Raw genomic sequence first — 12,824 nt, forward strand, 5'->3', positions numbered from 1 at the left:
GACCCATGGTGGGCCCGATCAAGATCGGGACCAGGGAGGCCGTCGCTCCACGACGATTCGTGAAGAGGGCGCGCGAGGTCGACCGCACGAGGCGGTCGCCAGTTGGCCAGTGTACGCCCTTCACCCGTTCAGCCGCCCCGGGGTGCGCGCGGGGCGCCGCCCCGGGCTCCCGCCCCATCGCCCGAGTTGCGGGAAGATCGCGCTGGTTCCTGGAAATAGTGGCCTCCGCGTCGCCAGAGGCCACTATTTCCAGGTTGTTGTGCGTCTCTGGCCGCACGCGAGCCGCCAGCCGGCGGCGAGCGCGGCCGGTCAGCCGGCGGCGAGGCAGGGCCGGGTCAGCCGGCGGCGAGCGCGGCGGCCACGAAGAGCACCAGACCGACGGTCAGGTAGGCCGTCGGCGGGCGGAGCCAGCCGCGACCGTTGTCGGAGAGCGCCAGACCTCCGGTTCGGAGCCCGTACAGCCCGGTCGCGAAGATCGGCAGGCCGGCGACCAGGGCGATGCCCACCACGACGTTCCCGGCGTCCACCGGGTCGCCGGTCACGCCCGCGAGCAGCACCCGCAGCGCGGGGACCTCGAAGATCAACACCAGCAGGGCGAAGAGTACGGCCAGCACCGGTCGGCGGGTCCGGTAGACGCCGTCGGCGGCCGGCGGGTACAGCGGCGGCTCGGCAGCGGGCAGGTCGGGTCGGGGGCCGATCCCCGGCATCGGGCCGGTCGGCATCTCCAGCGGGTGCGGCGGCTCGCCGCCACCCCGGGTCGGCTCGATGATCGGGTACGCAGTGAGCGGGGCGGGACGAGCCTGGTCAGCGAGCACGCTGGCCGGCGACGTGGTGTCGCGGGCGGTCTCCGACGTGACGTTCGCCAGCGGGGTCTCGACGGCGGCCGGTTCCCGGGCGGCCCGACGACCGGGCAGCTCACCCGAGACCTCCGAGGGGTCCCGGTCCGCCCTGCGCGAACGGGTCGCCCGGTATCCGTCGGCCTCGGGCCGGGCGTCACCGAGGGGGTCCACCGCACCGAAGCGTCCGGAGTCGTTCTCCACCGCCCCGAACCGCCCGGACTGGGCGTCGACCGCCGGGAAGCGGCCGGAGTCCCGCTCCGGGGTGCCGAAACGGCCCTGGTCCACGGCGCCCAGGCGACCCGGGTCCGGCTCCGGCGTACCGCCGAAACGGCTCGCGTCCACCGCGCCGAAACGCCCCGAGTCCGACTCTCGGCGGCGGCCGACACCGGTGTCCTCGACGGATCGGATGTCCTCCGCGCCACGCTGCTCGGGAATCTCGCCGTCCCGGTACCGCGGTTCGCCCGCGCCGCGCCACTCCGACTCGCCGTAACCGCGACCCCGCTCGTCGGGGTACCAGCGCGACTCCTGATCTTCCGGAAAACTCCGTCGTCCGTCCACGTCAGGCACCGTATGCGACCGGCCACGCCCGCGCCATTTCAGCCCAGCCGTCCGCGCCGCCGATCAACCGTGCCCCGGGGTACGAATGGTGACCGGCTGGTGAAAACAGGTCGGCGACACCGCTAGCACAGCCTGAACATGATCGTTTGACTGTCCACAGCACACCCGTTGTCCACAGCGGGGCCGCCGCCGGGTCGCGGCGATCGTCCTCCGGCGGGCACCGTGCCGGCCATGACGAAGCGGAACCAGGCGGTTGGCGCGTACGGCGAGCGGTGCGCGGCTCGGCACCTGACCGAGGCCGGGTTGCGCCCGATCGCCCACAACTGGCGCTGCCCGGCCGGGGAGATCGACATCATCGCGTGGGACGGGCCGGTGCTCGCCTTCTGCGAGGTGAAGACCCGCCGGGGTGACGGCTTCGGCAGCCCGGCCGAGGCGGTCGTGCCGGCCAAGGCCCGCCGGCTGCGTGGGCTCGCCGCGCGGTGGCTGACCGAAACCGGTACGACCGCCGAGGAGGTGCGTTTCGACGTGCTGTCCGTGCTGCTGCCCGACGCCGGGCCGGCGCAGGTCGACCACCTCAAGGGCGCGTTCTGACATGCGCGCCCGGAGGATCGGTGACGCGCCGTGAGCTACGCGAAGGTGCTCTGCGTGGGGCTGGTCGGGGTGACCGGCCACCTCGTCGAGGTGGAGGCCGACCTGGCCGCCGGCCTGCCGGCGGTGGTGATCTCGGGTCTGCCGGACACCGCCCTGCACGAGGCCCGTGACCGGGTCCGCGCCGCCGTGGTCAACTCCGGCCAGCGCTGGCCCAACCGGCGGATCACCCTCAACCTGCTCCCCGCCACGCTGCCCAAGTTCGGCTCGGCCTTCGATCTGGCCATCGCCGCCGCGCTGCTGGGCGGCTCGGGTGAGCTGCCGCTGCTTCCCCTGGAGGGGGTGGTGGTCCTCGGTGAGCTGGGGCTCGACGGGACGGTCCGGCCCGTACGCGGCGTCCTCCCGATGGTCGCCGCCGCGGCCCGGGCCGGCGTCACGCGGGTGATCGTCCCGGTCGGCAACGCGGCCGAGGCCGCCGTCATCCCCGGCGTACGGGTGCGCGCGGTGGACACCCTGCACCGGCTCGTCGCCTTCGTTCGCGACGGGACCCCACTGATCGAGCCACCGGCAGACATCCCCGCACCCGCGGCCGACGGACCGGATCTCGCCGAGGTCGCCGGGCAGCAGCTGGGTCGACGGGCCCTGGAGGTCGCCGCTGCCGGCGGGCACCACGTGGCGCTGCTCGGCCCGCCGGGCGCCGGCAAGACGATGCTCGCCGAACGGTTGCCGTCCATCCTGCCGGAGCTGGACGACGACGCGGCGCTGGAGGTCACCGCGTTGCACTCGGTCGCCGGGCTGCTGCCGCCCGGCGGTCGCCTGCTGCGGCGTCCGCCGTTCCAGGCGCCGCACCACACCGCGACCGTACCGTCGCTGGTCGGTGGCGGCTCGGGGCTGGCCCGGCCCGGCGCGGTGTCGCTGGCGCACCGCGGGGTGCTGTTCCTGGATGAGGCTCCCGAATTCAGCAAGGGCGCACTGGAGGCGCTGCGCCAGCCGCTGGAGCACGGCCGGATCCAGTTGAGCCGCAGCGGGGGCGGCACCGTGTATCCGGCGCGCACCCAGTTGGTGCTGGCGGCCAACCCGTGTCCGTGCGCGAAGCCGGCCGGTGACGCGCACTGCGAGTGCTCGCCGCTGGTCCGACGCCGCTACCTGGGCAAACTGTCCGGTCCGCTGCTCGACCGGATCGATGTCCAGGTGCGACTGATGCCGGTACGGGCGGCCGAGCTGATGGCGACCGACGGTGGCGTCGAGCCGTCGGCGACGGTCGCCACCCGGGTGGCGGCGGCCCGGCAGGCGGCGGCCGATCGCTGGGCCGACCTCGGCCGGCGGCTCAACGCCGAGGTGGACGGCCCGTACCTGCGCAGACCGCCGTGGCGACTGCCGGCCCGGGTCACCGTCGAGCTGCGTGGCCGGCTCGACTCCGGCTCGCTGTCGGCGCGCGGCTTCGACCGGGTGATCCGGATGGCCTGGACCATCGCCGATCTGGACGGCCGCGACCGACCGGACCAGGACGACGTCCGGGAAGCCCTGCAACTACGGACGGGGGAGGCGGCGTGAACGCCGAGGATGAGCGCAGGCTGGCCCGGGTCGCCCTGACCTGGTTGGCGGAGCCGGGCACGCGCGCCGTGCACCGGCTGGTCGAACGGCACGGCCCGGTGGCGACCCTGGACCTGCTGCTCGACGGCGGCAGCCCGGACGGCTGGCTGCACACCACCGTCGCCGCACGTTCGGCGGCCGGCGACGCGCGGGCGGTGGCGGCCGAGGCTCTGGAGCGGGCGGACCGACTGGGCGCCCGGCTGGTCACCCCGGACGACGAGGAGTGGCCGACCCCGGTCGCCGGCCTGACCACGTTGCGGCTGCCGGACGTCAGCCGCCGGGTGGACGCCGAGACCGCCCCGCCGCTGTGCTTCTGGGTACGCGGAAGCTGGCCGCTCGGCGAAGCCCTGGACCGCTCGGTGGCGGTGGTGGGGGCCCGGGCCGCCACCGGCTACGGGCAGCACGTCGCGACGGAGCTGGGGTACGGGTTGGCGGAGCGGGACTGGACTGTCGTGTCCGGTGGCGCGTTCGGCATCGACGCCGCCGCCCACCGGGGCGCCCTCACCGCTGGCGGTCTGACCGTCGCGGTGCTCGCCTGCGGCCTCGACCGCCCGTACCCGATGGGCAACGCCGCGCTCTTCGACCGGATTGCCGAGACGGGTCTGCTGGTCAGCGAGTGGCCCCCGGGTGCCGAGCCGCTGCGACCCCGGTTCCTGATCCGCAACCGGGTGATCGCCGTCGGCACCCGGGGCACCGTCGTGGTGGAGGCCTCGGCGCGCAGCGGCGCGACGCAGACCGCGCGGCGAGCCCTCCACGCCAATCGGGTGACCATGGTGGTGCCGGGGCCGGTGACCTCGGCGATGTCCGTCGGCGCACACGAGTTCCTGCGCGAGTTCCCCGGCAAGGCCCGGCTGGTCGCCGGGGTGGCGCACGTGCTGGAGGAGGTGGGCCGGATCGGCGCGGACCTGGCCCCGTTGGCACGCGGGCCGCAGCGGGCCGCCGACACGCTCGACGACGACGCGCGTTCGCTACTGGAGGCGCTGCCCCGCCGGAGCGCGATGGGCGTGGACCGGCTCTCCGCCCGCGCCGGTGTCGACGTACGGACCGCGCTGCGCAAGCTGTCACTGCTGGAGGAGCTGTCCATGGTGGTCCGTCGCGAGGACGGCTACGCCCTCGCCCCGCCCGCGAAGTCCAAGCGGGCGGCGACATCGGAGACGTCAGGCCCGCCGTGAGGCTGAGCGGGTGCGACGCGGCTCGTCCGGTGCGGTGGTCGCCGGATGCCCGCACACCCTCACGCTCGGGACCCCGGCCAGCTGCCATTGCCGGTACGGTGCCCGGTCATGGGTGCAATCAAGCCGTGGCACATCAGCGTGCTCTGCTGTCTCGCCACGACCGCCGTGCTGGTTGTCGGCGTGGTCGTCTTCCTGATCAAGAAGAACAACCGCCACCGGTAGGCGAACACCCGGCACCGTCGGGTCCGGTGACGTGGGCGGACCGGCCGTAGGCTGTGGCCGTGCCAGCTGTCAGTGAGGGTGCCTGTCCCGGTGGACCGGCCAGCGCCCTGGCGCGGCCCCGATGAGTCGCCCCGACCGGGGCACCCGGGCCATGCACCAGGCGCTGCCGCCGGCGCTGCGCGACGCTGTCGACGACTTCGCCGAGCACCTGTCCCGGGTCCGTAACCGGTCGGCGCACACCGTCCGCGCGTACGTCACCGATCTGGTGTCGCTGCTCGACCACGCCGTCCGGATGGGCTGCGTGGACCTGGCCGAGCTGGACCTGTCGGTGCTGCGCAGTTGGCTGGCGCGGCAGCGCACCACCGGCGCGGCCCGCACCTCGTTGGCCCGGCGGGCCGCGTCGGCGCGGGCGTTCAGCGGCTGGGCCCACCGGGCCGGGCTGCTCCCCGCCGACGTGGGCGCCGCGCTGGCCAGCCCACGCGCGCACCGGGAGCTGCCCAGCGTGCTGCGCCCCGACCAGGCCGCCGCCCTGGTCGAGGCACCGTCGCGGCAGACCCCGCCCACCAACCCGCCGCCGACAAACCGAGCGCGCACGAACCCGGCCGGCCCGAACCAAGCCGGTCCGAACCAAGCGGGCACAGACCAGGAGCACACGAGCGTGGTCCGCGCGGACGCAGCGGCCGGATCGGCACCGGGCGCAGCGGATGAGGCCGAGGCGGTGTCGCTGCGCGACCGGGTGCTGCTGGAGCTGCTCTACGCCACCGGCGTACGGGTCAGCGAGGCGTGCGGGTTGGACGTCGGCGACGTCGACCACGGCCGGCGGGTGCTCCGGGTGTTCGGCAAGGGCGGAAAGGAACGCGCGGTGCCGTACGGGGTGCCCGCCCAGCGGGCGTTGGACGACTGGCTGCGCCGGGGCCGCCCGGCGATGGTGGCCGCCCACTCCGGCGACGCGCTGCTGTTGGGTGCCCGGGGCGGTCGGCTCAACCCGACGACCGCGCGTCAGATCGTCGGCGCGTACGCCGAGACCGCCGGGCTGCCCCGGACCAGCCCGCACGGCCTCCGCCACTCCGCCGCCACCCACCTCCTGGAGGGCGGCGCCGACCTGCGCGCCGTGCAGGAGCTGCTCGGTCACTCGTCGCTGGCGAGCACCCAGATCTACACCCATGTCTCGGTCGAGCGGCTGCGTGCCGCGTACCGGCAGGCGCACCCGCGGGCCTGAGCAAGCGCCGGAGGGCGCCGAGCCCCGCGGTTACGATCATCGAGTGAGCGTCCCGCAGCCCCCTGAGCCGATCCCGGGCGCCCGCCTGCTCTTCTCCCTGGACCCGGCGGTCAGCCACCTCAACCACGGTTCGTTCGGCGCGGTGCCGATCGGCGTGCAGCGCGCCCAGCAGCGGCTGCGTGACGAGATGGAGGCGAACCCGCTGCGCTTCTTCACCCAGGGGCTGGTCGACCGGATCGCGCACACCCGTCGGCACCTCGCCAGCTTCCTGGGCGCCGACCCGGACGGCAGCGCCCTGGTCGGCAACACCACCACCGGCGTCGCCGTGGTGCTCCAGTCGGTGGGCCTGCAACCCGGCGACGAGGTGCTGAGCACCGACCACGGGTACGGGGCGGTGAGCCTGGCCATCCAGCGCGAGTGCCGGCGCACCGGCGCGGTCAGCCGGGTCCTGCCGATCCCGCTGTCGGCCACCGACGAGCAGATCGTGCAGACCATCCGGGCCGGCCTGCGCCCCGGGCGGACCCGGCTGCTCGTCGTCGACCAGCTCACCTCGGCCACCGCCAAACTCTTCCCGGTCACCGCCATCGCCCGGGTGGCCCGGGAACACGGCGTGCCAGTCCTGGTGGACGCCGCGCACGCCCCGGGCATGCTGTCCACCCCGGTGGCGAGCATCGGCGCGGACTTCTGGGTGGGCAACCTGCACAAGTGGGCGTACGCCCCGCGCGGGACCGCCCTGCTGACGGTGGCACCGCAGTGGCGGGACCGGATCGAGCCGCTGGTGGTGTCCTGGGAGCAGGAGTCGGACTTCCCGGCCCCGCTCGAGTGGCAGGCGACTCTCGACTACACGTCCTGGTTGGCCGCCCCGGCGGGCCTGTTCACGATGCGCAGTCTGGGTGTCGACCTGGTGCGCGCGCACAATGCCGCGCTCGCCGGGTACGGCCAGCGGGTGGTGGGAGACGCCCTGGGGGTGGCTCCGGCCGATCTGCCCAGCCCTGGCGGGCCGGAGGTGGCTCTGCGTCTCATCCCGCTGCCGCCCGGCACGGGCACCACGATCGACGCCGCGCGGGCGTTGCAGACCCGGATCGGTGAGCGGCTCGCCGCCGAGGTGGCGGTGATGAGCTGGAACGGCCGGGGGTGGCTGCGGCTCACCGGGCAGGTCTACAACGCCGCCGACGAATACGACCGGCTGGCCGCACGGCTGCCGGCACTGCTCGCCCAGCGCTGACCGGACCGACCGGGAGCAGCCGCACCGGTCCGAGGCCGAGCAGGGCCAGCGGGTCGAGATAGTCATCGCCCCGGCGCAGACCCCAGTGCAGGCACGCCTCGACCGGGCAACCCGGATGCCCGGGCAGCAGCTCGCCGAGCGGCGCGCCGGCACCAACCGGCTGGCCGGGGTGTACGGCGGGTTGGACCGGCTCGTAGGTGGTCCGCAGCCCGTCCGGGTGGCCCACGGTGACCACCGGTCGGCCGGCCACCGGGCCGGCGAAGAGCACCGTGCCCGCCCCGGCGCTGCGGATCACCGCTGCGGCCGGGGCGGCCAGGTCGACGCCACGATGGCCGGGCAGCCACGGGCGGGGCGGCGGGTCGAAGCGGCGCACCAGCCGTGGCGGCCCGTCGACCGGCCAGCGGAACCGCCCGGTGGGCGCCGGGTCGGCGACCGGCACCGTCAGGGCCGCGACCGGCACTGTCGGCGTCGGTGGTTGGCCGGGGACCGCCGCGCCCAGCACCGCCAGCCCGCAGAGCTGGACGGTCAGCGCGAGCGGGAGCGCGGCGCTGAGCAGCACGGTGCGTCGGATCGAACGGAGGGCTGGCGGTCGCATGACGGCAGCCTCCGACCCTGGCGGGGTCGTCCGCCAGCCCGGCCGGCGGGCCTGTGGACAACCGGCGGCGCTGTGGACGAGCACCCGACGGCTTCGATGATCTGTTATGCGCTGTCCCCCGGCCCGACGCGGGTGCGCCGCCGTACCTCCGGTGCCCGTTTTCGGACCGCCAGGAAGGGCCTAGGCTGTGCCGCGTACGGCGGGTGCCGCCGTCTGCACCGGGGAGGCCCACATGACCACTCACGCTGACCGGACGTCGCCGCTCACCGGGCCGACGGTGGCCGACGTGAGCGGCCCGTCGAGGCTCGCCGAGCCGGACGAGACGATCAGCGCGGAGGAGTTGCAGCTCGCGGCCCGCAACCACGGCATCCCGTTGGAGGCGCTGCGCTACGACGTCACCCCGGCCGGGCTGCACTACCTGCTGATCCACTACGACATTCCGGCGCTCGACCCGGCGACGCACACGCTGAGCATCGGCGGGGCGGTGGACCGGCCGTTGACGGTGACCCTCGCCGACCTGCGCGAGCGCCAGCGGGTCACCCAGCAGGTGACGTTGGAGTGCGCCGGCAACGGCCGGGCCCTGCTGCACCCCCGGCCGGTCAGCCAGCCGTGGCTGGTCGAGGCGGTCGGCAACGCCGAGTGGACCGGCACCCCCCTCGCTCCGCTGCTGCGGGAGGCGGGCATCGACCCGGAGGCGGTGGACGTGGTCTTCACCGGCGCCGATCACGGCGTGGAGCGCGGGGTCGAGCAGGACTACCAGCGGGCGCTTCCGGTCGCCGACGCGCTGCGTGAGGAGGTGCTGCTGGCGTACGAGATGAACGGCGCTCCCCTGCTGCCGCAGCACGGCGCGCCGCTGCGGCTGATCGTGCCGGGCTGGTACGGCATGGCGCACGTGAAGTGGGTCCACTCGATCGAGCTGCGGACCGAGCCGTTCGCGGGGTACCAGAACGCGGTGGCCTACCGGGTACGCCGCGACGCCGACGACCCGGGGGTGCCGGTCACCCGGATCGAGCCGCGTGCGCTGGTCCGCCCGCCCGGCTTCCCCGATTTCATGTCCCGCCGTCGGGTGCTGCGCCCCGGCCCGTGCACCCTGGATGGTCGGGCCTGGTCGGGGCACGCGCCGGTGGTGGCAGTGGAGGTGACCACCGACGGCGGGGAGAGCTGGGCGCCGGCCGAACTGGACCCGACGGACGCCGGAGATTTCGCGTGGCGGCGCTGGCGGCACGAGTGGGTCGCCACGCCCGGCCGGTACGTGCTCGGCGCGCGGGCGACCGACGCGTCCGGGCGGACCCAGCCGGTCGAGCAACAGTGGAACCGTGGCGGCTTCGCCAACAACATGGCGCAGCGGGTCGAGGTCGTGGTGCCCGCCGAGTGACCGGCTGGTGTCAGGCCACGGGTGGGGGGCCCGTGGCGCGGCACCGCGGCTGGGGTGCGCTCAGCCGCCGAAGCCGGAGTCGGCGGGCAGCGAGATGTCGGGCTTCTCCAGCTCCTCGACGTTGACGTCCTTGAAGGTCATCACCCGGACATTCTTCACGAAGCGGGCGGGACGGTACATGTCCCACACCCAGGCGTCGTGCATCTCGACCTCGAAGTAGACCTCGCCGTCGGAGTTGCGCACGTGCAGGTCGACCTGGTTCGCCAGGTAGAACCGCCGCTCCGTCTCCACCACATAGGAGAATTGGCGGACAATGTCGCGGTACTCCCGGTAGAGCTGCAGCTCCATCTCGGTCTCGTACTTCTCGAGATCTTCCGCGCTCATCGCACTCCGCCTTCCATGGCCACATCTTCCCCCACCGGCGCCGGAGGCCGAGGCTGCTCGCCCAACGCCACGCCGACGGTACCCCCTGACGCCCGTGAGCGCTCCATCGGCTCATCCGGACCCTGGCCGCCGGGCCGCCGGGCGCGCGGTGGCCGGCCGTCGCGGCCGGAGACCGCTGCCACATTGACGTACGAGAACCGGTGCTCCCGGCACGGTCCGTGCTCCCGCAGCGCCGCCGAGTGCTCCGGGGTGATGTACCCCTTGTGCTCGGCGAAGCCGTATGCCGGGAACACCCCGTCCAGCTCCACCATGAGCCGGTCCCGGGTGACCTTGGCGAGCACACTGGCCGCCGCCACGCACGCGGCCACCCGGTCGCCCTTCCACACCGCCAGCCCGGGCACGCCCAGGCCGTCCACGCCGAAGCCGTCGGTCAGCACGTACTCCGGGCGGGTCGTGAGCGAGGCGAGCGCCCGGCGCATCGCGGCCAGGTTGCACACGTGCAGACCCCGGGCGTCGACCTCCTCGGCCGGGATGACCACCACGGCGTACGCGAGGGCGCGGTCCACGACCTCCGCGTACACCCGTTCCCGGCTGGCCGGGGTGAGCAGCTTCGAGTCGGCCAGCCCCTCGATCTCGCCGCGCCGTCCCTCGGGCAGCACCGCCGCGGCGGCGACCAGTGGACCGGCGCACGCCCCCCGACCAGCCTCGTCCGCACCGGCGACGTGCCGGAAGCCACGCCGCTGCAACGCCCGCTCCAGGGCGTACAGGCCGGCCTCACGGCGCACCACGGTACGCGGCGGGGTCAGCATGACGTCTCCTCTTCCTGGCCTGTGGTGGCGGGCTGCCCCAGCCGGGTCAGCAGGGCGGGCAGTTCCGGTGGGTAGAACCGGTCGCCGCTGGCCGCCAACTCGTCGGGAAGCCACCAGCGGTGGCCGGCGATGCTGCGCCGCTCGATGTCGTTGAAGCCGGTGGTGTCCACCCGCCAGGAGTCCACCCGGAAGAGGAAGAAATCCTGCTCCTGGCGGTACCAGACGCCGTCGAAGGAGAACTCGGTCGCGTCGGACCAGACCGGCTCGCCCAGCGCGGCCGGGTCGAGCAGCAGGCCGGTCTCCTCGGCCAACTCCCGGGCCGCGCCCGCCGCCGGGGACTCCAGCGGGTCGAGCCCGCCGCCGGGCGTGAACCAGTAGCGGTGCCCGGGTCGGGCCGGGTCGAAGCCCTCGAACAGCAGGACCCGGCCGGCCGCGTCGACGAGCAGCACGCGGGCCGCGCGTCGAGGGGTGTGGACACGGTCGTCGCTGTTCGCGACTGCGGGGCTCGGACGTTCACTCCTCGCGCTCACGGTCACCGCACCAGCCTGCCAGACCGACGACGGATCGCCCACGCCCCGTCGGCCTACGGCTTGGGAATGCCGTCGAACCCGTCGGGCACTGTCAGCCAGGTGGCCCGGCTGACCGGCCAGAAGACGGTGAACGCCCGCCCGACGACGTCGTTCTCCGGGATCGTGGCCTCGGTGATGTTCTGCCCGGACTGCTGCCAGTGCTCCAGTGAGTCGCCGGAGGCCGACCGGTGGTCGCCCATCACCCACAGCCGACCCTCCGGCACGGTGATGTCGAACTCCTGGTCGGCGGGCTTGTCGCGAACCCCGTCCATCGAGAAGATGTACGGCTCGTCCAGCGACTTGCCGTTGATCATCAACCGTTCCTGCGGGTCGCAGCAGACCACGTGGTCGCCGGGGACGCCGATCACCCGCTTGATGAAGTCCTCACCGTCGGGGTTACCGCTCCACGAGGTCGGAGCCTTGAACACGATCACCTCGCCGCGGTGCGGTGATCGGAAGTCGTAGACCAGCTTGTTGACCAGCACCCGGTCATCGATCTTGAGGGTGTTCTCCATGGACGGGGAGGGGATGAAGAAGGTCTGCAGCACAAAGGCGCGGACCAGCACCGCGACCAGGATCGCCACACCCAGCAGGATCGGCAGCTCCTTCCAGAAGGAACTGCGCGGCTTGTCGGTCTGCTCGTCAATCACGCCAAGGAGCCTACGTTGCCCGGCTGGACGACACCGCCCGGAACGCGCGGGAACCACGCAGCGCGGCTGCCAACGGCAGCATCAGCAGCACACCGCCCTGCGGGGTCGGTCGCACCGGGGGCGTGCCGGGGGATGCCGTGGCGGGCCCGGTGACGTCCTCGAACGTCGACGGCACCGACAGCGCACTCCACCGCGACGAGGGCCAGACCACCATGAAGGCCCGGCCGACCACGTTGTCGATCGGCACCGGCCCCTGGCAACGCGCGTCCTGGGAGACCTCGCGGTGATCGCCCATCACGAAGAGCTGACCGGGTGGCACGACGACCTCGTCGAATCGCCGGGAGCGACACTCCGCCGGGTTGGGCGGCAGGTCCAGCGGTGAGTCCCGCAGGACGTACGTCTCGTTGAGCGGGGTGCCGTTGACGGTCACCCGCCCCTGACTGTCGCAGCACTGGACCCGGTCGCCGGGCAGACCGATCACCCGCTTGATGAAGTCCTTCTCACCGGGCCGGCTCACCCCGACCAGGTCGCCGACGGTGCGGGCGAGCCGGCCGGCGACGCCCGGCTTCGGCTGATCGTCGACCTGCGGCGCCCAGCGGTCGGTGCCCCGGAAGACCACCACCTCGCCGCGCAGCGGGTCCCGAACGTCGTAGACGACCTTGTTGACCAGCACCCGGTCACCGACGAGGAGGGTGTCCTCCATCGAGCCGGACGGGATGAAGAACGCCTGGAGCAGGAAGGTACGGATCAGCACCGCGAGGCAGAACGCGACCACCAGCAGCAGCGGCAGCTCCTGCCAGAGGGGCATCTGTCGGCGGGTGCGGCGGGCCCGTCGACGCCACGGATCGACGGTGCCGTCATCGTCAAGCGTCTGCACCACGCCACTCCCCGGTCCGCAGAAACACCACCGCCCGGGAGCCTCGTCGAGGCTCCACGGGCGGTAGTGGACAACTGCCCGCCGCGAGGGCGGGGTCGCCGCCTCGCTGCGCCCGTACGACCAGGGTAGTGCGCTCTGGTCGGTACGGC

11 protein-coding genes and 3 pseudogenes are annotated in these 12,824 nt (G+C 73.8%); 7 read left to right on the forward strand and 7 right to left on the reverse strand.

Annotated features, from left to right (window positions below):
• Nucleotides 1–335 precede the first annotated feature (335 nt).
• Nucleotides 336–1,434 (reverse strand): annotated as a pseudogene (locus tag IF22_RS33325) (hypothetical protein).
• Between the two features lie 194 nt (nt 1,435–1,628).
• Here IF22_RS33325 and IF22_RS0122690 point away from each other — a divergent pair.
• The 6 genes and pseudogenes from IF22_RS0122690 to IF22_RS0122715 all read left to right on the forward strand — a co-directional run bounded on the left by IF22_RS0122690 (nt 1,629) and on the right by IF22_RS0122715 (nt 7,416).
• Nucleotides 1,629–1,988: a YraN family protein gene (locus IF22_RS0122690; protein ID WP_030335202.1), complete on the forward strand. Its 360-nt coding sequence runs from the start codon at nt 1,629–1,631 to the stop codon at nt 1,986–1,988.
• Nucleotides 1,989–2,018: 30 nt separating this feature from the next.
• Nucleotides 2,019–3,539: a YifB family Mg chelatase-like AAA ATPase gene (locus tag IF22_RS0122695; protein ID WP_030335204.1), complete on the forward strand. Its 1,521-nt coding sequence runs from the start codon at nt 2,019–2,021 to the stop codon at nt 3,537–3,539.
• Nucleotides 3,449–4,750: a DNA-processing protein DprA gene (locus tag IF22_RS0122700; protein WP_051708727.1), complete on the forward strand. Its 1,302-nt coding sequence runs from the start codon at nt 3,449–3,451 to the stop codon at nt 4,748–4,750. The genes IF22_RS0122695 and IF22_RS0122700 overlap by 91 nt, the downstream gene beginning before the upstream one ends.
• Before the next feature lie 343 nt (nt 4,751–5,093).
• Nucleotides 5,094–5,510, forward strand: a pseudogene (locus IF22_RS36490) (site-specific integrase); the annotation flags it as partial.
• A 177-nt stretch (nt 5,511–5,687) separates the two neighbouring features.
• A pseudogene (locus IF22_RS36495) lies at nt 5,688–6,191 on the forward strand (tyrosine-type recombinase/integrase); the annotation flags it as partial.
• A 43-nt stretch (nt 6,192–6,234) separates the two neighbouring features.
• On the forward strand, nt 6,235–7,416 hold the full coding sequence (locus IF22_RS0122715; RefSeq protein WP_030335208.1) for an aminotransferase class V-fold PLP-dependent enzyme: 1,182 nt from the start codon (nt 6,235–6,237) through the stop codon (nt 7,414–7,416).
• Here IF22_RS0122715 and IF22_RS0122720 read toward each other — a convergent pair.
• Nucleotides 7,337–8,011: a murein hydrolase activator EnvC family protein gene (locus IF22_RS0122720; protein ID WP_030335210.1), complete on the reverse strand. Its 675-nt coding sequence runs from the start codon at nt 8,009–8,011 to the stop codon at nt 7,337–7,339. The genes IF22_RS0122715 and IF22_RS0122720 overlap by 80 nt on opposite strands.
• Before the next feature lie 232 nt (nt 8,012–8,243).
• Here IF22_RS0122720 and IF22_RS0122725 point away from each other — a divergent pair, with 232 nt between their 5' ends.
• A complete protein-coding gene (locus tag IF22_RS0122725) occupies nt 8,244–9,386 on the forward strand; it encodes a sulfite oxidase (RefSeq protein WP_051708728.1) in 1,143 nt (380 codons plus the stop codon).
• 60 nt (nt 9,387–9,446) lie between these two features.
• Here IF22_RS0122725 and IF22_RS0122730 read toward each other — a convergent pair whose 3' ends face one another.
• The 5 genes from IF22_RS0122730 to lepB (IF22_RS0122750) are packed head-to-tail and all read right to left on the reverse strand — an operon-like array spanning nt 9,447 to nt 12,678.
• The gene (locus IF22_RS0122730; RefSeq protein WP_007075222.1) at nt 9,447–9,770 is read right to left on the reverse strand and encodes a DUF2469 domain-containing protein; all 324 of its coding nucleotides are present in this window, start codon (nt 9,768–9,770) and stop codon (nt 9,447–9,449) included.
• Nucleotides 9,767–10,579, reverse strand: a complete 813-nt coding sequence (locus IF22_RS0122735; protein WP_030335217.1) for a ribonuclease HII — start codon at nt 10,577–10,579, stop codon at nt 9,767–9,769. Before IF22_RS0122735 ends, IF22_RS0122730 begins: the two co-directional genes overlap by 4 nt.
• Complete coding sequence (locus IF22_RS0122740) at nt 10,573–11,115, reverse strand: NUDIX hydrolase (protein WP_280940612.1); 543 nt, start codon at nt 11,113–11,115, stop codon at nt 10,573–10,575. The genes IF22_RS0122735 and IF22_RS0122740 overlap by 7 nt, the downstream gene beginning before the upstream one ends.
• Nucleotides 11,116–11,162: 47 nt before the next feature.
• A complete protein-coding gene (gene lepB / locus IF22_RS0122745) occupies nt 11,163–11,798 on the reverse strand; it encodes a signal peptidase I (protein ID WP_030335221.1) in 636 nt (211 codons plus the stop codon).
• Nucleotides 11,799–11,808: 10 nt separating this feature from the next.
• Nucleotides 11,809–12,678 (reverse strand): signal peptidase I, encoded by an 870-nt coding sequence (gene lepB / locus IF22_RS0122750; RefSeq protein WP_030335222.1) that lies wholly within the window; start codon nt 12,676–12,678, stop codon nt 11,809–11,811.
• Nucleotides 12,679–12,824: the final 146 nt, after the last annotated feature.

The sequence above is a fragment of the Micromonospora parva genome (genome assembly GCF_000718515.1).
Lineage (GTDB): Bacteria > Actinomycetota > Actinomycetes > Mycobacteriales > Micromonosporaceae > Micromonospora > Micromonospora parva.

Bases quoted from the DNA above. Each gene is read 5' to 3' on its own strand.
- IF22_RS0122690 (WP_030335202.1), top strand. From the start codon at position 1,629: ATGACGAAGCGGAACCAGGCGGTTGGCGCGTACGGCGAGCGGTGCGCG.
- IF22_RS0122720 (WP_030335210.1), bottom strand. From the start codon at position 8,011: ATGCGACCGCCAGCCCTCCGTTCGATCCGACGCACCGTGCTGCTCAGC.
- IF22_RS0122725 (WP_051708728.1), top strand. From the start codon at position 8,244: ATGACCACTCACGCTGACCGGACGTCGCCGCTCACCGGGCCGACGGTG.
- IF22_RS0122730 (WP_007075222.1), bottom strand. From the start codon at position 9,770: ATGAGCGCGGAAGATCTCGAGAAGTACGAGACCGAGATGGAGCTGCAG.
- IF22_RS0122735 (WP_030335217.1), bottom strand. From the start codon at position 10,579: ATGCTGACCCCGCCGCGTACCGTGGTGCGCCGTGAGGCCGGCCTGTAC.